17 protein-coding genes and 1 riboswitch are annotated in these 20,073 nt (G+C 45.9%); of the genes, 11 read left to right on the top strand and 6 right to left on the bottom strand.

The genetic code is table 11. From position 1 onward, the window contains the following. Positions 1–68 precede the first annotated feature (68 nt). Positions 69–653 (bottom strand): hypothetical protein, encoded by a 585-nt coding sequence (locus J7E38_RS21535; protein WP_214709299.1) that lies wholly within the window; start codon positions 651–653, stop codon positions 69–71. Between the two features lie 300 nt (positions 654–953). On the opposite strand from J7E38_RS21535, the gene J7E38_RS21530 reads away from it, so the two are divergent. The 4 genes from J7E38_RS21530 (at position 954) to J7E38_RS21515 (ending at position 7,858) form a co-directional block, all read left to right on the top strand. Then, a complete protein-coding gene (locus J7E38_RS21530; RefSeq protein WP_214709302.1) occupies positions 954–3,698 on the top strand; it encodes a dynamin family protein in 2,745 nt (914 codons plus the stop codon). A gap of 152 nt (positions 3,699–3,850) precedes the next feature. Next, a riboswitch (SAM riboswitch) is annotated at positions 3,851–3,955 on the top strand. A gap of 100 nt (positions 3,956–4,055) precedes the next feature. Then, positions 4,056–5,156 (top strand): sugar ABC transporter substrate-binding protein, encoded by a 1,101-nt coding sequence (locus J7E38_RS21525; protein ID WP_214709305.1) that lies wholly within the window; start codon positions 4,056–4,058, stop codon positions 5,154–5,156. A 199-nt stretch (positions 5,157–5,355) separates the two neighbouring features. Further along, the gene (locus J7E38_RS21520; protein WP_214709306.1) at positions 5,356–6,852 is read left to right on the top strand and encodes a sugar ABC transporter ATP-binding protein; all 1,497 of its coding nucleotides are present in this window, start codon (positions 5,356–5,358) and stop codon (positions 6,850–6,852) included. A 1-nt stretch (position 6,853) separates the two neighbouring features. After that, entirely contained in the window at positions 6,854–7,858 is a 1,005-nt protein-coding gene (locus tag J7E38_RS21515; protein WP_214709308.1) for an ABC transporter permease, read from the top strand. 62 nt (positions 7,859–7,920) lie between these two features. On the opposite strand, the gene J7E38_RS21510 is transcribed toward J7E38_RS21515, so the two are convergent. The 3 genes from J7E38_RS21510 to J7E38_RS21500 all read right to left on the bottom strand — a co-directional run bounded on the left by J7E38_RS21510 (position 7,921) and on the right by J7E38_RS21500 (position 10,539). Next, entirely contained in the window at positions 7,921–8,700 is a 780-nt protein-coding gene (locus J7E38_RS21510; RefSeq protein WP_214709310.1) for a formate/nitrite transporter family protein, read from the bottom strand. A gap of 145 nt (positions 8,701–8,845) precedes the next feature. Further along, positions 8,846–10,060: an MFS transporter gene (locus tag J7E38_RS21505; RefSeq protein WP_214709312.1), complete on the bottom strand. Its 1,215-nt coding sequence runs from the start codon at positions 10,058–10,060 to the stop codon at positions 8,846–8,848. A 107-nt stretch (positions 10,061–10,167) separates the two neighbouring features. Then, positions 10,168–10,539: a VOC family protein gene (locus J7E38_RS21500; RefSeq protein ID WP_214709314.1), complete on the bottom strand. Its 372-nt coding sequence runs from the start codon at positions 10,537–10,539 to the stop codon at positions 10,168–10,170. Between the two features lie 174 nt (positions 10,540–10,713). Between J7E38_RS21500 and J7E38_RS21495 the strand changes: the two genes are divergently transcribed. From J7E38_RS21495 to J7E38_RS21465, 7 genes are all read left to right on the top strand, one after another. Next, positions 10,714–11,535, top strand: coding sequence for a basic amino acid ABC transporter substrate-binding protein (locus J7E38_RS21495; protein ID WP_214709316.1), 822 nt, complete (start codon positions 10,714–10,716; stop codon positions 11,533–11,535). 127 nt (positions 11,536–11,662) lie between these two features. Beyond that, positions 11,663–12,319 (top strand): amino acid ABC transporter permease, encoded by a 657-nt coding sequence (locus J7E38_RS21490; RefSeq protein ID WP_214709318.1) that lies wholly within the window; start codon positions 11,663–11,665, stop codon positions 12,317–12,319. Next, complete coding sequence (locus J7E38_RS21485; protein WP_214709320.1) at positions 12,316–13,038, top strand: amino acid ABC transporter ATP-binding protein; 723 nt, start codon at positions 12,316–12,318, stop codon at positions 13,036–13,038. The genes J7E38_RS21490 and J7E38_RS21485 overlap by 4 nt, the downstream gene beginning before the upstream one ends. 938 nt (positions 13,039–13,976) lie before the next feature. Continuing rightward, the gene (locus J7E38_RS21480) at positions 13,977–14,693 is read left to right on the top strand and encodes an MBL fold metallo-hydrolase (RefSeq protein WP_214709322.1); all 717 of its coding nucleotides are present in this window, start codon (positions 13,977–13,979) and stop codon (positions 14,691–14,693) included. 3 nt (positions 14,694–14,696) lie between these two features. Continuing rightward, complete coding sequence (locus tag J7E38_RS21475) at positions 14,697–15,272, top strand: TetR/AcrR family transcriptional regulator (RefSeq protein ID WP_214709324.1); 576 nt, start codon at positions 14,697–14,699, stop codon at positions 15,270–15,272. Between the two features lie 81 nt (positions 15,273–15,353). Beyond that, positions 15,354–16,544 (top strand): M14 family metallopeptidase, encoded by a 1,191-nt coding sequence (locus tag J7E38_RS21470; RefSeq protein ID WP_214709326.1) that lies wholly within the window; start codon positions 15,354–15,356, stop codon positions 16,542–16,544. A gap of 89 nt (positions 16,545–16,633) precedes the next feature. Next, on the top strand, positions 16,634–17,062 hold the full coding sequence (locus J7E38_RS21465; RefSeq protein WP_214709328.1) for a hypothetical protein: 429 nt from the start codon (positions 16,634–16,636) through the stop codon (positions 17,060–17,062). Between the two features lie 32 nt (positions 17,063–17,094). On the opposite strand, the gene J7E38_RS21460 is transcribed toward J7E38_RS21465, so the two are convergent. Together J7E38_RS21460 and J7E38_RS21455 are read right to left on the bottom strand one after the other, a co-directional pair. Beyond that, positions 17,095–19,473 (bottom strand): M14 family zinc carboxypeptidase, encoded by a 2,379-nt coding sequence (locus J7E38_RS21460; protein ID WP_214709330.1) that lies wholly within the window; start codon positions 19,471–19,473, stop codon positions 17,095–17,097. 213 nt (positions 19,474–19,686) lie between these two features. Further along, positions 19,687–20,055, bottom strand: a complete 369-nt coding sequence (locus tag J7E38_RS21455) for a DUF948 domain-containing protein (RefSeq protein ID WP_214709332.1) — start codon at positions 20,053–20,055, stop codon at positions 19,687–19,689. Positions 20,056–20,073 lie beyond the last annotated feature (18 nt).

Here is a 20,073-nt window from a genome sequence, read left to right as displayed (position 1 = left end):
CGGGCATAGCCCGGGGTTTTCATTTCCACAAATAAGAAGAGCAGCGGGTGATCCGCTGCTCTTTCTGTTTAACCGAACTGGTTGGTCGGCACAATTTTGATATTGTCCCCTTCAAATTTCCTTTCACCAAACAAGGTGATCAAGGTGCAGCTCAAAATCCGAAATGGGCTGGTTTCGACTTCGTACTCGGCCAGAATCCCGGAAGCAAGCTCCTCGCCATCTTCATTCAATGCCTGAACGTTTTGGCCTTCTAATGTCCTAAGTTTCGCTTTTATCAAGAACGCTTTCCACTCTTCCCAATTTTTAATTAAGAAGGCCTTTTCACCATTCTCCAGGTAGCCGAGCTGGCAGCCGCTTTCGTCGATGGCAGCTTCATTCCCGTAGCTTAACTCCATGACAATATCCCGCAAAAATTGGAATTCATCGAGGTCCAGATAGGGGTCGATGTAGAATTCCACTTCATTTCCTGTTCCCTTGAAGGTGGCAAGTGTTTTATTGTTCATGATCACCGTTTGGTTTTTTATATGTTCTGATGCAATATCGTTGATGGGAGTGCCCATTATTTTTAAAGTCAGCATAACAATCTCCTTTTCGGTCGTCTTGTACCTTTCATTATAATGATTTTGCCCTATGAGCGGTGTGACAAACTTCATTTTATCCCCAGAAATAAGAAAGCTAGTACGAAAGATATAGAAGTCCTAAAAATTTCGACAGGAACTGCCAAATTACTGGATGGTTTATTAAAAACATTACATATTTTTCAGAGCTTGTAGCACAACTGAAAGCTTCCTGAAATCTTGAATGAAAAATAGTCTGATAGAATACAATGATAAGGTTTGAGGGCAAGCACCATAAGGGAAAAAGAATAGTTATCTAAAACAATTTTTTCATGCCTGAAGGAGTCTGAGGGCTCTTTTTTTGGATTGATATTATCGAGAGGTCGGAGGAAAGTCATGACATTTGAAGAGCAATTAATCAAAAAGTCGTATTTTGAAACCTATATGGATTCAGGTAACAGGACACATCCAGTCCAGGTACTTGGAGAGCTCTACCTTGCCGAGCAGAAGAATGATATGCCGGACTTGGCATACATCCGCTATGCGCAGGGTGAGGTTTATTTTCACCATAAAGATTATGAAGCGGCGATTTTTAAATGGGAAAACATCACGAATGAGCTGGAGCCATGGGCAAAAAAGAACATGGGGGATGCGTTCCTGGAGCTTGGCCTGCTGACATCGGCGGAAGAGCTGTTCCTTTCAATTGAGACAGATAGCGATGTGCTGAAAATCGAGAGCGGCCTGCAGCTGTTATCACTTTACATAGAGCAGGGTAAGCTTGCTAAAGCGGTCGCTGTCATTAAAAAAGCAGTGGCACTTGATCCGGATTATCCAGGTGTGACCGAAATCGCCCGTTCCTTTTTCGAGGAGCAAAATGACTGGGATAATGCTGTCGAGCTTGCTGTCAACGAAGGAATCCGTACGGAGTCGCCAAAATGGTTTGATGTCTTGAACCAGTATGTTGAACAGGGACATACCGCGGGATTCGCCCCTGGCTATTTTAACGAGGCATTATCTGTGTTATTCCAGGTGGACAGAAGCCGGTTTGAACAGCTCGCTGTATCCCTATGGCAAAGCTACCGGAACGAGAGCACCTACATGGCATGGTTAAGGGAATTCAATCAATTATTCAGCGGGATGGACGGAAACAGGAGAGATGGCTGGACACAATTGTCAGCGGTCTATCAGGAAAGCTATTTTGAATTGATTAATGGAGACATGCTGATCAAGGAAATTTCACCGCTGATCCCGGAAATGCTGACCAACTGGCTGAAAATAACAAGCCCGGTGAACAGCCTTGTCGCAGCGTCATCCATCATTGCCTGGAATGAGGTATTCCCAGGATCGATTACGGCTTCGGCGATACATGACGCCGAGACCTTGGTCCTGAACTCAAATGAGTACCATGATGGCTATAAGGATAGCATGATGTTGTTCCAGTCGATCATCAAATGGGCCGAAGAGCATGAAATTGAGGTTGGCAACAAGATTAAGTGGATGGTCCAGGAGCTACATGAGTCCAATGTCCATAATATGCTTGTCGCCGGCGTTTCGGGCAATGGAAAGTCTTCCTTCGTCAACACAATCGTGGGCGAAGAATTGCTTACTGCCCCGACTGCAGCGGTCATTCGGTTCATGGATCAGGAAAATCCGGCAGCCTATGAAATCACCGATACAGAAATACGTCAGATCACGGATGTTGAGGACTTTAAGGAGGCAGCGGGTGTCAGCCGGAAGAATCATAAGAATGAAACCATCATTGATTTCAAGGCACACTTCCCATTCCTGCGCGATCACGACCTGGCATTGATTGATACCCCCGGGGTCAACCGCAATAACTATGATAAGCATCCACTCTACAATTACTTGAGATTTGCAGATAGTTTGCTGTTCGTCCTCAATGCGAGTGATCCTTTTACGGAAAAAGAAAGGGATATCCTCGGGAAAATATCTGAATTCTTCCCGGATCTGAATATTCACTTCCTGTTGAATAAAATCGATGTAATATACGGACAGCAGGAAGCAGCGGAAGTTTTCGATCAGACATGGGCAGAAGTCAGCCAATACTATCCGGATGCAAAAATGTTCGCCTTCTCATCCAATTATGATAATGCGCAGCAGCTGAAGGATTTCTCGAATTTTATTAAAACAACCAGAAACGCAGTCGATCTTGACCAGGAACGCACCGCGAAACTGCAGTTCTTTGTCAGACGGGGGATCACGTATTTGCTCGATAAGCGGGTTGAAATCGAGAATAACCATATGGAATCCATCAGCTGGAATGAGGAAATGGTCAGCAAGCTGAATGGTGCGATCAATCAGTTGGGCGATATTGAAGAGGAAAAGTCACGCTCCATCCAGAAGTCATTCCGTAAAATCAAGGATGAAACGCGTGCGGAAATCATCGAGAAGGTACCGGAATTACTGCGCAGCTGCTCGGACTTGGTGACAGAGGACAGTGATTTTGGCAACATCCATTCGGAAATGGACGAGGAAATGAACAAGCGAATCGAAGAATATCTGGAAAAAACGGTATTGCCAAAGTTCCATGCCGATTTGAATGACTGGATCCAATTTTCGAAAGATGAGTTTGACCAGAGCCAGAATTATCTGGGCGAAATGGCAGAGGGCTTTAACTCGATGTACGGAGAAGAACGGATCAGCCTTGATTGTGATTTCAGGGTACTCGATGATTGGCGCCGCGACGCGGACCGGATGACGAATGGGGTTCACTACGAGAAGGTCAACATCATGAACCGCTCGACACCTCAAGCATTTTTCCTGAAAAGCGCCGGGAAGCTGCTTGGAGTGCTGCCGCAAAATAATACGATGCTTTATAACAGGTATAAATCCTATCTGGAGACAGAGGATTATTATGAAATTGGCGTAACCATCGCCAAGAGGTTCCTGCAGCAATTCGAGATCTTCGAAAAATCGATTGAACGCGATGTGAATCTGTTCTTCAAACAGCCATTCAGCGTTCTTGAAGAATCGGTAGAAGAAGCTAAGAGCGAAATTGAACACGGTAAGAACGAATTGGAAAAATTGAGGATCAACCCGGAATTGTACCGCGATCCATTGACACTTTTTGAAGTGAAACTTCGTCAGTTTGAATGGATGACCGCAGCCGGCAGGGGTTGATTGTAAAAGGAAGATTCCCGGATTTGGGAATCTTCTTTTTTTACGAGATAGAAAGGTATAAAAATTAAATTTTCATAATAATATTGACAATATGAATACAGGAGTTTAAAGTAAAGTTTATCAATTTGCCAGATTAATTAAATAACGAAATTCTCTTATCAAGAGTGGCAGAGGGACTGGCCCTATGACGCCCGGCAACCGTTCCATCAGGAATTGGTGCTAAATCCTGCAAAACGATATGTTTTGGAAGATAAGAGAGGAATCTGACCTTTTCACCATTGTGTTCGAAACCTCTCTTTTCTGGAGAGGTTTTTTTATTTGGGTTAGCTGAGCAGACACACTAAGGGGGAAATGCAAATGAAAAGAGTAGGATTCAAAAAGGTATTTTTAACAGCGGTCGCTTCAGCATTGCTGCTGACGGGCTGCGGCGGAGGAGAAACGAAGACGGCAAGCGGTCCTGTTGAGGGAGTTCCGGATCGTTTTGCAAAAGGTGAGGAAGTCAAAATCAAAGTCATCCGCAAGATTGGCGGAGATGATCATACTGCACAATTTTTAGCCGGAGCGAAGGCAGAGGGTGAAGCGCTTGGCTTCAAGGTCGACGTTTTCACTGCTAACGGAGATACAGCAAAATTCCATGACGCCATCAACCAGGGGCTCCAGCAGGACTATGACGGATTTATCATCTCACATGGAGATGATGCAGCAACTGTAGACGATGTAAAAAAATTGACGGCTAAGGGCAAAAGTGTCGTGACGTTCGATTCGAATCCTGATCTCGCCCAGGTTGAAGGAGTGACACTCACTTCCCAGGATGACGAAGCACTCGCAACCCAGGCGCTCGACCAGCTTGTGAAGGATCAGAACGGTGAAGCGAATATTGTCTACCTCTGGGTCGATGGCTTCCCGCCAATGGTCAGAAGAAATAAAGTTTACCAGGAAACGCTGAAGGCGAACCCTGGAATTAAAGAGGTTGAGAGATTCGGAGTTGCCGCAGCCGATACAAGCGTACAAACGCAGAATGCAGTTGCAGCGATGCTGAACAAACATCCAAAAGGAGAAATTGACGCGATCTTCGCGACATGGGATGCATTTGCGATTGGCGCAGCGCGTGCCATCAAGGAAGCTGGCCGCAATGAAATCAAGATTTACGGCATCGATGTTTCCAATGCAGACCTTCAGGAGATCCAGGCAGAAGGCAGCCCATGGAAATACACAGCAGCCGTTGATCCGAAGCTGATCGGTGAAGTGAATATGAGATTGCTGGCGAAAAAGCTGGCTGGCGAAGAAACACCGGCATCATACGACCTTGAAGCGTCACTGATTTCACAGGAAGAGCTTCAGCAGTCGAAAAATCCAGTCAACATGGCAAATCTGGCTGAAATCATCGACGGATGGGGCAAATCGGATGCATTTTTAGAAGATTGGATGGAAAAATTGAAAGATCACTATAAGAAATAACCATTGAAATGGTTTGTTGAGAAGTTTTTATAGCTGGAAAAATTATTATATAGCGACTTTTCAATTTGGATGGCGAGAATTTCACTTTAATAGCGAACTGGAAATTACACGTGGTTTTTTCCAGTTGTGAAAAACAAAGCAGGCACTCTCAAACTAAGAGAGTGTCTGCTTTGCAGAATGGTAGGGAGGGGGAACCCGGATGATGCTTCATATGAAAAACATCAGTATTGAGTTTCCGGGAGTTCGGGCTTTGAACGGTGTGGATTTCAATACGGCAACTGGCAGGGTCCACGCATTGATCGGAGCGAACGGAGCGGGCAAGTCGACATTGATGAAGGTGCTTTCCGGTGCGCATGATCATTACACGGGGGGAATCCAGCTTGATGGCGAGAGTGTGGAAATCAGGACACCAGCTCATGCGCAAAAGCTCGGGATCCAGACAGTTTACCAGGAGGTTGATACAGCCATTATCCCGTCGCTGACTGTGGGCGAGAATATCATGCTCAACCAAACAGTTCAGAGTCTGGACAACAGGCACTGGATGAATTGGAAGCAGTTGTTCAAGCAGGCAGAAGACATTCTTAAGGGCATGAACCTCAAGCTTCCTGTGAAAAAGCTTGCCGGGGAACTGACGCTTGCGGAAAAACAGCTTGTTTTGATTGCCCGGGCGATTTCAAGCAATTGCTCATTTCTGATCCTTGACGAACCAACCGCTCCTCTCAGCCATACTGAAACAACGGAACTGTTCCGGATTGTCCGCGATTTAGCTAAAAGGAATGTAGGCATCATTTTCATTTCCCACCGGATGCCGGAAATCTTTGAAATATGCGATGAGGTTACCATCATGAGGAATGGCGAGTTCATTGTAAAAAAGGAAACTGCGGACTTGGAACCACAGCAGGTGATTGAATATATGCTCGGCCGTAGGATGGAAGATCAGTTTCCGGCAAGATCGAATACACTCGGAGATACTCTGCTTGAAGTGGCAGGCTTATCGGATGGAGACAAAGTGAGAAACACTTCCTTCTATGTAAAGGCAGGGGAGATTGTCGGGATTGCCGGCCTTGTAGGAGCAGGGAAGACGGAGTTGTGCAAAGCACTTTTTGGCGCGTCACCAACTGTTGGCGGCACAGTGAGGCTTAATGGAAAAGAACTCAAACTGACGAGCCCGCATGCGGCGGTAAAAAGCGGACTGGCGTTGGTTCCGGAAGAGCGCCGCAAGGAAGGTGTCCTGGTGGCAGAGTCAGTCAGCTCCAATCTGTCAGCCGTCAGCTTGAAAAATTTTTCCAAGCTATTTGGCTTTATCGATCGGCGCTCTGAAAAGAACACAGCGCAGGAATACATAAAAGCTCTTGGCATCAAGACCCCTTCAGAATCGGCCAAAGTTGAAAACTTATCAGGCGGGAATCAGCAGAAGGTGGCGATTGGCAGATGGCTGCTTGCCGATGCTGATGTGTATATTTTTGACGAGCCGACCAAGGGTGTCGATGTAGGCGCGAAAAGAGATATTTTCGAGCTGATTGCAAAACTGGCAGCTCAGGGTAAGGGAATCATCTATGCTTCCTCCGAACTGTCCGAGATTGTCGGCATCACGGATCGGGTTTACGTGCTCTATGATGGTGAAGCGGTCAAGGAGCTCGCAACCGCCGAAACAACAGAAGAAGAACTATTATTTTATTCAACAGGAGGCAGATAGGATGGAAGCCAAACTCCCATTGCAGCAGGAAACACCGCCGAAAAAGACATTTGAGCTGTTCCAGTTCCTTTACAAGTACGGGACGATTTTGACGATTTTTGTGCTGATCGCTGTCTTCGCGGCTGCGAACCCGAGTTTTATCAACGGCGACAATGTCGTCAATATCTTAAGGTCGATCTCCATCGTGACCATCATCGCGATTGGCATCACCATCTCCCTGACGGTGGATGGTTTCGATTTATCGGTCGGTTCTGTGGCCTCGTTATCCAATGCGGTTGTCATCTCGATGTTCGTCTGGTTTTCGCAGAACACCCTGATTGCCGTTTTATCCGCAATCGCGGCAGCCTTGATTGTGGGCGCACTCAATTCGCTGATGATCGTCAAGCTGAAGATCCCGGACTTGCTGATGACTCTGGCGATGATGTTCATCATCCAGGGAACGGCACTGACTTATACAAAGGGCGCTACTGTCTCGGAAAACATGATCCTGCCAGACGGCAGTTTTTCCACAGGAATAATCAGCCCGTTTTTTGCAAAAATAGGGCAGGTACCGTGGATCATCCTTATCATGGCTGTTGCCGTGATCATCGTCCATATTTTCCTGACATACACAAAGCATGGCCGCTATATGTATGTCATCGGAGGGAACAAGGAAGCAGCAAGACTTTCAGGCATCCCGGTCAACCGCTATAAAACAGCTGCCTATCTGCTTTCGGCTCTATTCGCGGCAATTGGAGGCATCGTTCTGGCTTCCCGTGTCATGACCGCAGAAATCAATGCGGGTTCGCCATATTTAATGGATGCTGTGGCCGCCGCCTTTATCGGCTTCTCCGTCCTCGGGGCCGGAAAACCGAACGCATTCGGCGCCTTCATCGGGGCAGTGCTGATCGGCATTTTGCAAAATGGGCTAGTCATGATGTCGGTCCCATATTATGCAATGGATATCGTGAAGGGGACCGTATTGGCATTTGCACTGGGGATCACTTATTATAAGCAGAAACATTGATGAGCAAGTAAAAAAGCCCGATTGGGCAGCGACCCAAATCCGGCTTTCTTTTTATCCTACATTCATTCTTCAAAAAACGGAGAGTTCGCATAGTAATACATCCAGCCCATCATGATTCCGCCGCCAATCAGGTTGCCGATCGTCACTGGGATCAGATTATGAATCACACCCGCAAAGGTCACAGACTGCGGGTCGTCGAGAACCATGCTGATGGCAAAGGTGCACATATTGGCAATGCTATGTTCATAGCCGGAAATGAAGAAGCAGTAAACGAAAAACACCATCGCGAACATCTTTGCCCCGTCGCCTTTCATCGACATCGGCAGGAAGAATGCCAGGCAAACGAGCCAGTTACAGAGAATCCCCCTGAAAAATAGCTCTGAAGTTGGCGCGAGTGTCTTTTTTTCAGCGACGCTTAACAAGAAGCCATTCACAGAATGATCATCAAACAATCCCGTTGTATAAATCAAAAATGCGAACGCAGCGGCGCCGATGATATTGCCGATATAACTGTAAGTCCACATCCTTGCCACCTGCAGCCAGGCCATCTTTTTCCTTAGTGCCGCAAAGGTATAGTAGAAGGTGTTCCCTGTGAACAAGTCTCCACCACCATAAGCAATCAGGATGATCGCGGCCCCGAAGGTAATGGCAGCGATAGGGTAGGCAAATGGTGAGTGTTCCATATAAAATGGATTCCCTGTCTTGAACGCAACAATTACCCCAAAGCCAATGAACATCGATGCCAAAGCAGCCCTTGCCAGATAGCGGATTTTGCTCTGCCTGAAAATCTTATGCTTTTTCAGGGCCAGTTTTTCAACCTCTTGAAGCGCTTGTACCTCCAAATGAATACCACCCGTCCGTCAGTATGTAATAAGAGTATTCTGCCTCAAACTTACTCTCCTATGTAAATACTTCCCTGAGTTATAGGGGGAAAAACAAAAGGCAAAAAAAGACTGAATCCGCCGACCGATCCAGTCTTTTTTCATATTAAAAAGTATCCCTAACGAATTGCGGATTCCGTTGCATTGAAGCGAACAGGACGATTCCGCTCAAAAGCAGAAGACCGCTTGTCAGGACGAATACCGAAGTGAAACCTAGGTAACCTGAAAGGAAGCCGCCTAGCACAGGTCCGATGATGTTACCAAAGAAACGGAGACTTGTGTTATAACCAAGTACTTCGCCCTGCATCGCGACCGGAGCTTCCTGCCTGATATAGGCAACCCTGACAGGTATGATGCCTCCGATTGTGATTCCTAGCATGAACCGGATCAGGACCAGCTGCCAGATATTCGTGACAAATCCGCCTGGCAGATAAATGATGGCTGATAAAAACAGGAGGAGGACAAGTATTTTGATATAGCCAATTTTGTCTGCGATTTGTCCCCATTTCCGGGCCATCAGCAGATTGCCGAGACCAGCTGCCGAAAAAGCGATGCCAGAATAGAATGCCAGGTTTTCATGGCCATGCAGCTCGCCGACATACAGGGAGAGGATCGGCTGGATGCTAAAATGGGCAATTTGCACGAGCATGGACATGAGCAGGACGTTGACCATGATTGGATTTCTGAAGATATGCTGAAGCACTTCTTTGCGGCTGTAATTTGTTTTGCTGCCTTTTTTTATATCGATCCTGTATTCCATGACCAGGAACACAAGCAATCCGGACAGAATGATAAAGACGGATGTGGAGTGAAAGGTTGTTGAATAGCCTAATGAGTCAGCCAGGACACCGCCAATCATCGGGCCAAGCAAGGAGCCAGTGATACTGCCCGTCTGGAGCGTCCCAAGTACCTTTCCTGCATGTTCCTTTGGCGTCTGTGTTGAAATAAGTGCCTGGGACACGGGAATGAAGCCTGAGAACAAGCCCATGAACATCCTGAGTAAAAATAGTTGCCAAACCGAAGAGGCAAAACCGAGCAGGAAGACAGATAATCCCATCCCAAAGGCCATGAAAATCAGGATTCTTTTACGGCCGAATCGGTCTCCCAGCCTTCCAACGATAGGCGAGAATAGGAAAGCTGTAACGAATGTGATGCTGAATGTAAGGCCTGACCAGTTTTGGACATATACTTCCGAAAAATCTCCAAACGACTCAATGTATAAGGAGAGGAAAGGCATTACCATTGTCATACTGCCTGCGATGAAGAAATTGGCGAACCACATGATCATCAGGTTACGTTTCGCCTTTTGCTGCTGGGTCATACCATCAACACTTCTTTCTCAGTACGAATATTTCGCTTTTCTAAATATTATACCAAAATTTTGCTGTATTGAAAACCAATACAGCAAGCAAAGGCAGGTTCCTCTGATTAGCGGACCCACTCAAGCAATTCAATTCTATTACCAAACGGGTCAGAAACATAAATCCTGTTTGCGCCTGGGAGTTTGTCGTCTTCGAGGTATTCCACTCCGGATTCAGCCAGATGCTTCTTCAGCTCTTCGATATTTTCCACTTCAAAAGCCGGGTGGGCCTTCTTTGCCGGAACAAAATCCTCCTCGACCCCAACATGGATCTGGCAGGATCCGAACTGGAACCAGGCGCCGCCGCGCTTTTTCAATTCAGCAGGCTTTTCGATCTCTTCAAAACCTAATATCCCGCTGAAAAATTTCCTTGCCTGATCTTCAGTGCCTATAGGGGCTGCTAGCTGGACATGGTCAATCGCTTTAAATTTATAAATCATATGAATCCCTCCTTATTTATTCCTATTTTAATCTTGTCAGAAACATAAGGAAATAACAGGTTATCAATAAATAGAGATAAGTTTTTCTTATCCCGTTTTAGAGTAATACAAGCCTCATCGGCTTCATATAAATTAGTAAAGTTTTGTACGTTTTTACAAAAGGGGGCAATAGGAATGAGAAAAAGATTGTTTGCCATGATCATAGTGGCAATTGCAGCGCTTGTTGTGTCGGCATGCGGTTCAACCGAAACAAGCGAGACGAATGGTACCGGGAAAAAGGAACTCAGGGTCGTGACCGATGCAGCTTACGCGCCATTTGAATATATGGAGGGCGACAAGATCGTTGGTTTTGACGTTGATTTCCTGAAGGCGGCAGCGAAGGAAGCGGGTTATGAGCTGAAGTTCGAGAATGTCGGCTGGGATCCGATTTTCGTTGAGATTGGCAGCAAGCGTGCCGATCTCGCCGTATCGTCTATCTCCATCAATGACGAGCGCAAGCAGACGTATGATTTTTCATTGCCATATTTCCTGTCCACTAATAAAATCCTTGTCCGAGAAGACAGCACCATCAAAAGCGCTGCTGATCTGAAAGGGAAGGTAGTGGCAGTCCAGAACGGCACCACTGGACAGGAAGCGATGGATAAACTGCTTGGAAAGAACAATAAGGACATCAAGAAATTCGATAACAACAACCTGGCAATCATGGAGATGCTCTCAGGCGGAGCGGATGCAGTGGTGGCAGACAATGGAGTTGTTGAAGTTTACGCGAAGAACAATCCTGATGAAAAATTGAAGGTCATCGAAGACAGCGGCAGTTTCGAGGCAGAATACTACGGTATCCTTTTTCCAAAAGGAACCGATCTGAAAGCGGACTTTGATAAAGCCATCAAGAAAATCGTTGAGAACGGCACCTATGAAAAAATCTATCAGGAATGGTTTGGCCAGAAGCCGAACATGGAAATGCTGAAGGCAGAACAAGATAAGGCATCAAAGTAAAACCCGAAATCTATGAAACTGCAAAGATGCGTAACTCTTAACACAGCGTTACGCATTTTTTTGTAAGGCAGGCACGATAGCCTATGAAAAAAAACGCTCCGGAACCTGGGGCTTTGGAGGGCAAGCTATGGATTTTCGTTTTGATATTATTATTGAATACTCTCCTTATCTAGTAAAAGGTACGCTGCTGACCATCGGGCTCTCATTGGCAGGAATTTTAATTGGGACAATCCTTGGCTTGTTCATCGGACTTGGCAAAATGCAGCGCCGCAAGCTGCTGGCCTGGCCATTTGTCTGGTATATCACTTTCTTCCGCGGGACCCCGTTATTCGTCCAAATCCTGCTGATCCATTTTGGGATAGTCCCGATGCTTCTTGGGGAAACAAACGGAATTGCGGCGACCATCATCGCTTTGTCACTAAATGCAGCAGCATATATCGCAGAAATTTTCCGTGCCGGCATCCAATCGATCGACCGCGGCCAGACGGAGGCTGCCCGTTCACTTGGAATGACCCACGTCCAGGCGATGAGATATGTCATTCTTCCCCAGGCATTCAAACGGATGATTCCGCCGCTTGGAAATGAATTCATCGTGCTGATCAAAGAATCCTCACTGGCGGCAATCGTCGCGACACCGGAAATTATGTACTGGGGCAGGGCGATGGCGGGACAATATTACCGGGTATGGGAGCCGTATCTCACCGCTGCCTTGATATATCTGATCCTGACAATATCCCTTAGCTTCTTATTAAATCTCCTTGAAAGAAGGCTGAAAACGGAATGATCACAGTCACTGATTTGGAAAAATCATTTGGAAGCCACAAGGTGTTAAATGGAATAAACGTGGTCGTCCAGCCGCAGGAGGTTGTTGTGGTGATAGGGCCATCGGGTTCTGGAAAATCAACCTTCCTCCGCTGCATTAATCTGCTCGAAACCATCACGGCAGGACATGTGAAAATCGAGGGTGTAGACATTACCGCAAAAGGAACCAATATCAACAAAGTGCGCGAGGAAGTAGGGATGGTATTCCAGCATTTCAACCTGTTTCCGCATAAAACAGTGCTTGAGAATATTATGCTGGCGCCACTCAAGGTGCGTGGGATATCGGTAGAGCAGGCACGTTCCAAAGGAATCGAGCTGCTGAAAAAAGTCGGACTTGGAGAAAAAGCAGATGCATACCCTGACTCACTATCAGGTGGACAAAAACAGCGTGTGGCCATCGCCCGGGCCCTGGCAATGGAACCGAAAATCATGCTGTTCGACGAACCGACATCTGCACTTGACCCGGAAATGGTCGGAGAAGTGCTCGAAGTCATCAAGCAGCTGGCCAGGGAAGGAATGACTATGGTCGTTGTCACCCATGAAATGGGCTTCGCCAGAGAAGTCGGTGACAGGGTCATCTTCATGGATGGCGGGCTGATCATAGAAGAAAACCAGCCGCAGGAAATCTTCGAAAACCCGCAGCACGAACGGACGAAGGCTTTCTTGAGCAAGGTTTTGTAGGATGAAGGGGAGCCCGCTAGAGAAGGTGGGCTTCTTTTTTGGCGTGATCGGAAATTTTTAACCGTAGATTCCAGTCGAAAGATACCCTTATGCAGGCAGAACCATCGACATAAGGGTACCATTCAGGTTGAAAGAGACCCTTATGCGGGGAAAACCATTGACATAAGGGTACCATTGAGGTTGAACGGTACCCTTATGCGGTGAAAACCATTGACATAAGGGTACCGTTCAGGTTGAAAGATACCCTTATGCGGGGAAAACCATTGACATAAGGGTACCATTCAGGTTGAAAGATACCCTTATGCGGGGAAAACCATTGACATAAGGGTACCATTCCGGTCGAAAGATACCCTTATGCGGTGAAAACCATCCCCATAAGGGTACCATTCCGGTCGAAAGATACCCTTATGCGGTGAAAACCATCCCCATAAGGGTACCATTCCGGTCGAAAGATACCCTTATGCAGGCAAAACCATCCCCATAAGGGTACTATTCCGGTCGAAAGATACCCTTATGCAAGCAAAACCATCCACATAAGGGTACCATTCGGGTCGAAAGATACCCTTATGCAGGCAAAACCATCGACATAAGGATACCATTGAGGTTGAAAGATACCCTTATGCGGGGAAAACCATTGAGGTTGAAAGATACTCTTATGCGGGGAAAACCATTGACATAAGGGTACCATTCAGGTTGAAAGATACCCTTATGCGGTGAAAACCATTGACATAAGGGTACCATTCCGGTCGAAAGATACCCTTTTGCAGGCAAATCCATCCACATAAGGGTACCATTCAAGTCGAAAGATACCCTTATATAGGTCAATCTGTCCTCATAAGGGTACTAATTTAATATTTTTCCAAATAAAAGTTGATTTAACTAATGATATTAGTTAAAATAAAACTAACGATATTAGTTTTAAGTTGGAGGGGTTTCAAATGAGGGTAATCAAAGAAGGTTTTTTATATCAGTTAACATTCATGCCAAGGGTCTTTCCGGTGAATTGTTATTTTATAGAGGAAGAGGATGGGCTGACCTTAATTGATGCTGCGTTGCCGAACAGTGCCAAACCAATTTTGCATGCTGCAGAAAAAATTGGGAAACCAATCAAAAGGATTGTGTTGACCCATGCTCACAGCGACCATATTGGAGCACTTGCTGAATTGAAGGAAAAGCTGGATGTCCCTGTTTATCTATCTGCCCGTGATTCACGACTCCTTGCCGGTGATACATCACTTGACCCATCTGAACCTCAGACACCGATTCGCGGGGGAGTACCGAAGAACATCAACGTAAAACCTGATGTGTTCCTCAGGGAAGGGGATGAAATTGGCTCGTTGATCGCATTTGAAACTCCGGGACACACACCTGGATCGATGTCTTTTCTGGATAAAAGAACAAATACGCTAATTGCTGGCGACGCCTTTCAAACTAGAGGGGGGACAGCTGTATCCGGTGTGACAGTACCATGGTTTCCTTTTCCGGCGATGGCTACATGGAACAGGAATCTGGCATTGCAAAGCGCAAAAAAAGTTCTCGGGCTAAAACCAACAATTCTCGCTGTAGGTCATGGGGAATTGCTTCGTGCGCCTGTGGCTCAGATGGAAAAGGCCATCCTAAAGGCAGAAGCATTTTTACAAAACAAAGGAGCTTAGGAAATGTCACCAAGACCGAAAATCGCACTCGATAAACAGACCATTGTAATGGCAGCAGCCCAGCTTGCGAATGAGCAGGGAAGTGACCATGTAACGCTAGCATTGCTGGCAAAGAAGCTTAACATCAAACCACCTTCATTATATAACCATTTTGAAGGCCTGCCGGGAATCAAGCGCGAGCTCGCTCTGTTTTCACTTGAAAAACTGTACGAAGGACTTGAGGCCGAGGCATTGGAAAAGTCCCCAGGTGAAGAATCAGTCTTAGCAATAACGGATGCCTACCTATCTTTTGCCAGGGAAAACCCCGGACTTTATGAATTTGCTTTATCAGCACCGGATCCTTCAGATGAACAAGTCAATCGTGCCGGTGAGAAAATTGTCAGGCTTGTCATTTCCAAAATCCAGCCCTTCAGTTTGTCTGATGAGGAAGCCATTCATGCAGTGCGCGGTTTAAGGAGTCTCATGCACGGTTTCGCTTCCCTCGAGCAGAAAGGCGGGTTTGGGATGCCGTTTGACCTGGATGAAAGCTATAATCTGGCAGTGATGACCTTCCTCCGGGGCATGAAAATATCAGGTTAATTTTCATCTTCTGAAATAGTTTCAATAGGTACTCACATACATATGTATAGATGCAACTTTTGAAAGAACAGGAGGCGCACTATGGATATATATGTGAGAAGAGGAGATTCATTTTGGTATTACAGCAACCTTTTCAACATCCCGCTCCAGTTGATCATAGATTCCAACCGCGATTTGGATCCGAACGCACTGACTGTGGGCCGGACTGTGAAGATTCCCGGTTATGCCGCTGTGGATTACCGGATCCGTGCGGGGGATACTCTCTGGCAAATTGCCCGGAGCCGAAATATCCAGGTGGATGCTCTGCTGCTGGCCAATCGGAATATCAATCCAAATGGCTTGTATATTGGCCAGATGATCAAAGTTCCAACAAGGATTACCTGGCGGATTGTCCAGGGTAAAAAAAATTACGATTATAGCTCTTTGATGAATGATTTTAGACGATTGGAAAGTGTATACCCATTTATGAGAGTGCCATCGATCGGCAACTCCATTTTAGGAAAAAAGATTCCAGAAGCGTTGATTGGGGATGGCAAAAAAAAGGTCCATTACAATGGGGCATTCCATGCGAATGAATGGATCACTACTCCCGTCCTGATGACGTTCCTTAATGACTACCTCATGGCGTTGACAAACCAATCCTCGATACGTGGGCTGTCAATGCTGAACTTATACACCCAGACGGCTTTGTCGATTGTCCCGATGGTCAACCCTGATGGTGTCAATCTGGTACTCAATGGACCACCCGAAGAGGAGCCTTGGAATGAAAGAGTAGTAGAATGGAATAAAGGCAGCATGGACTTCAGCGGCTGGAAGGCGAACATAAGAGGTGTGGACCTGAATGACCAATTCCCTGCAGAATGGGAAAAAGAAAAAGCAAGGAATCCAACCCAGCCTGGCCCAAGGGATTATGTAGGCGAAAAGCCGTTATCGGAGCCTGAAGCAATCGCCATGGCACAATTGACACGCAATCGGGATTTCTCAAGGGTTCTCGCATTTCATACTCAGGGAGAAGTCATTTACTGGGGCTTTGAAAACCTCGAACCGCCTGAATCGGAGGCAATGGTCAATGAATTTGCCAGGGTAAGCGGCTACCAGCCAGTAAAAACGATCGAAAGCTATGCCGGATACAAGGACTGGTTCATCCAGGACTGGCGCCGGCCTGGCTTCACAGTCGAGCTAGGGTTCGGTATCAATCCGCTGCCACTGTCTCAATTTGATGAGATTTATGAGGAAGCCCTGGGAATCTTCCTTGCAGGTCTCTACCTTTAAAACAAATGATCACCTGAAAAGGTGGTCTTTTTTCTGTATCTATATTTGGGTTTATCTGGTAAAATTGTTTTATGCAAGGGGGGAGTTAGTTGACTTATTCAGGAAATATATCAAAGAATATTTTGTGGGGAATCATCTTTGTGAGCGCATTTATCCTGCCTAATTTAAGCTGGATGATCCGGGTTACAATCACTCTTGCTGTGGTGGTAATTACTTTACATCAAGTCCAATTAACGATTTCCGAAAAACAGCTTGATTATAAAATTAAATTCTTTAAGTTCATGCTTTACAGGAAAATTCTAATGCCAGAGAAAATAAAAAAAATAAAATTCGGCAGGATCGGCTGGACAACAAAAAATGCCGTCATCAAGGTGAACGGCGGTTTTAATATTGGAGTTGCCCATTTTTACAGTGAGCAGCTCATTGCTGATCTTGAAGAGTTCGCACTTGCTAATCATATCGAAATACAAAAGACGCGGGATTTTCTGCTTTTGGAAAAATACTATACAAACAGCTAAAAAGCATCGGTCGCCCGATGCTTTTTTCATGCTTATTTTTCATAAATGCTATTGGAAAGGAGACGGAACAGGTAGTCTGTATGATCGCGGAAGCCAGCTTCAAGGCCGATCAGCGTTACATCTTTATCCTGTTCTTTGACGATAACAGCTTTTCCTTGAGCAGCAACATTGTTTTTCCAGTGCCCGGCTACAAAGAAGTCTGAGTTGTCGTCAAATGTTGCAGCAATCTCATCATTACCTGTATTTTCATACCAGACAGGACGATAGACGAAGCCGAGATCATCCTCGCTGTAACCGCCAGTCATGCCTTCGCCGCTGTAATCAACTTTCGCGATTCCGTTGCTGTTGTAGCCTGCAACCACAACCGTGTTATCTGTGAGGCCTAATGCTTTAGTCGCAAGTGATGCGCCCGCACCGACCGCGATATACTTACCGCCATTATTTAAAAATTCTTCGACATTCGTTTTGAAGAGATCGTACTGGCCAGGATTCTGGAAGCCAAATTCTTGATTGCCTGGACGTGATTGAGTTTTGGCAATCAGACCTTCGGTACCGCTGTATACGAATACGTCAAAGCCCGTCAATCCCTGTTCGGCAACTTCAGCCGGGGTGACCTCTGTAACATCAAAACCAAGGCGTTTCAGTGCAAGTTTTGTTCCTGAATGGGACTGTGCCTTATTCATGCCGCCGTCCTTTAGGATCGCTACTTTAAGGTTTGTAACTTCTGCTGCGTCTGCAGGTATCTTTGCCGATTCGATATGCAGTCCGGATTGTTTTACAGCTGAGCCAATGGTGTTTGCGGCAGCTTCTGTGTAAAAATTGCCTGCTTCATCGCGTTTTACGGAGACGCCTTGCTGCATGAGAGTATTGGCAAGTTGAACTGCTTTTACAGAGCTGTTTGGAATCATGAATGGCCCTTTGCCGCTAACTGACCCTTGTTCCTGGATCTGGTTCACTTTTGCTGCGGTCACATCGAATTTATCTTGGACAGCTACTGCCTCAAAGCCCCAAAGCTCTGGCAGGCTCCACGCTGAAATATCGTACATAGAGTCGACATCCTCAGTGATATCCTCGCCATCCCATAACATCGTATTGGCGAGCCCGGCCTTTGCCTGGTCCATTTTAACGATGTATGTGCCTTTCGGATAAGATTTTCCTTCCGCTGTAAAAGCTTTCGAAGCCTGGACGACTTCGATGTCGTTTTTCTGTAGATGCTTAACAGCCTTATGTGTTACGGTTGGGTCTTCTGGATCAACAGGCAGAACATAGGCAGAAGGGAAGAAGCCTTCGTCATGGAACGGGTGGTCGAAATTGATGCCTCGCTTGAACATTTCAATCTGATCCTTGATCATTTCCTGCTTGTTCTCAGTGGCATTTTTCAGGGCGCCCATAATGGCATCATACATCCAGCGAACTCCGTCAAGATCATTCGTAGGCGCTTCAAGCGTGTGGCCGTATGCACCATGATACATCGCATACATTGGCGTAAAGATCGGTGGATAATCATCCCAGCCTTCTGCGTCATCACGCTGTGGAATATAAGTTCCCACCATCGACTGATACAGGCTGCCCGTGAAGCTTTCCTTGTCGGACATGATTTCATTTTCCATCGCTTTTGCCTGATCCATTGCCCATTTTTGGTAAAGGTCATATTCGTAATTCGGATTGTGCGGAACGGTACAAGGCTCAATTAGGCCCTGTTTGTTTGGCGCATAACCTTTTACGTAGCCGTGCGTATCGAGGAAGACCATTGGATTCCATTCCTTGATCAGTGAAACGGTCTCCTGGGTTTCTGGCTGTGACTGGGTGATGAAGTCACGGTTCAAATCGATTCCTTCCCCATTGAAGCGTGTCGCACCAACACGTCCATCAGGATTTTGGACCACATTGAAAATCAGGATATTATTCTCGAGGATTTCCTTAGTAGTCTCGTCATTCTCAAGAGCGAATCGCTCGATCAGCTGCATGACGGCGTCGCTGCCGACAAACTCCGTTCCATGGATGGATCCATTGATCATGACCGGCACTTTGAAGTCTGGATTGTTCTCAATCCAATCCTGTGCTTTGCCAGGGTTTTTAAACATTTGTTTTCTTAAAGCCTGGATCTTGCCGAACTTGCCCTGCGAATCAGGTGCAGCAATCGTAACGACATAAAGAGGCTGTCCCGTCGATGATTGGCCTTTTACTTCTACCTTCACACGATTGGATTGCTTTTCGATTTGTGCAAGTTTATCCCCGATTTCCGAGAATTTCATAAAGTCATAGTTTTCACTGTTGAATAAGCTTCCGTCCTTTTCTTCATATGCATTTACATAATTCCACTTCAAGGACTCAGCTAGTGCCGGAGTCCATGGGGAGGATGCCAGCAAACTTGCAGCTACAACACCCGAGATCATTTTTTTATAATTCATTTATGTATTCCTCCAAAATAGATTTGTATATTTATACATAATAATTAGTAAAAATTATTTCGACAATCGTACAAAACTACTAAATATTTGTCACGGTGTCATAACGCTTGATTTTGCAGGATTGGAGTGTGGTTGGGAAATAAATCGATATGAAAATATAGGAAGATAGTCACTGGGCAGAGGCAAATAAAAAAACAGGGCGGTTGCCCTGTTTTATTGTGGCTGCATTGTACGATTACGGCGCTTCCGGTTCCATTGTCTTGCCTTATTTTTCTGTTCAAGTTCAGCAACAGGTTTTGCAACAAGTGCGTTCTTGAATTCAACAGGTGTCTGTTTTACAGAAAAAACAACCGTATTGACAGCTTTCTTTTTCTTTTCAAAATCATTCATAAGCTTTTGCTGTTTAAATTTAAGTGAATCGGTTTCTTCTTTGATTGCATTGGTTTTATTTTGGACGCGGGTTGCTGTCTCTTGAAGGCTGTTAATGGTTGGCTTAGTGTCTTTGAATGTTTTATATGCAACATATCCGAGATAGACGAGTGCAGCTACGATGACAGCGATGCTGATGTAGACGATGATCATGGATGATGCCTCCTTTTA

Source organism: Bacillus sp. ISL-35, assembly GCF_018613355.1.
Taxonomy (GTDB): Bacteria; Bacillota; Bacilli; order Bacillales; family Cytobacillaceae; genus Mesobacillus.
This window is presented reverse-complemented; position numbering and strand designations above follow the sequence as displayed.

Coding starts and splice junctions, on each gene's coding strand:
- J7E38_RS21535 (WP_214709299.1), bottom strand. CDS start 653: ATGAAGTTTGTCACACCGCTCATAGGGCAAAATCATTATAATGAAAGG.
- J7E38_RS21455 (WP_214709332.1), bottom strand. CDS start 20,055: ATGATCATCGTCTACATCAGCATCGCTGTCATCGTAGCTGCACTCGTC.
- J7E38_RS21530 (WP_214709302.1), top strand. CDS start 954: ATGACATTTGAAGAGCAATTAATCAAAAAGTCGTATTTTGAAACCTAT.
- J7E38_RS21495 (WP_214709316.1), top strand. CDS start 10,714: ATGAGAAAAAGATTGTTTGCCATGATCATAGTGGCAATTGCAGCGCTT.
- J7E38_RS21475 (WP_214709324.1), top strand. CDS start 14,697: ATGTCACCAAGACCGAAAATCGCACTCGATAAACAGACCATTGTAATG.
- J7E38_RS21520 (WP_214709306.1), top strand. CDS start 5,356: ATGATGCTTCATATGAAAAACATCAGTATTGAGTTTCCGGGAGTTCGG.
- J7E38_RS21525 (WP_214709305.1), top strand. CDS start 4,056: ATGAAAAGAGTAGGATTCAAAAAGGTATTTTTAACAGCGGTCGCTTCA.
- J7E38_RS21500 (WP_214709314.1), bottom strand. CDS start 10,539: ATGATTTATAAATTTAAAGCGATTGACCATGTCCAGCTAGCAGCCCCT.
- J7E38_RS21480 (WP_214709322.1), top strand. CDS start 13,977: ATGAGGGTAATCAAAGAAGGTTTTTTATATCAGTTAACATTCATGCCA.
- J7E38_RS21515 (WP_214709308.1), top strand. CDS start 6,854: ATGGAAGCCAAACTCCCATTGCAGCAGGAAACACCGCCGAAAAAGACA.
- J7E38_RS21490 (WP_214709318.1), top strand. CDS start 11,663: ATGGATTTTCGTTTTGATATTATTATTGAATACTCTCCTTATCTAGTA.
- J7E38_RS21505 (WP_214709312.1), bottom strand. CDS start 10,060: ATGACCCAGCAGCAAAAGGCGAAACGTAACCTGATGATCATGTGGTTC.
- J7E38_RS21460 (WP_214709330.1), bottom strand. CDS start 19,473: ATGAATTATAAAAAAATGATCTCGGGTGTTGTAGCTGCAAGTTTGCTG.
- J7E38_RS21485 (WP_214709320.1), top strand. CDS start 12,316: ATGATCACAGTCACTGATTTGGAAAAATCATTTGGAAGCCACAAGGTG.
- J7E38_RS21470 (WP_214709326.1), top strand. CDS start 15,354: ATGGATATATATGTGAGAAGAGGAGATTCATTTTGGTATTACAGCAAC.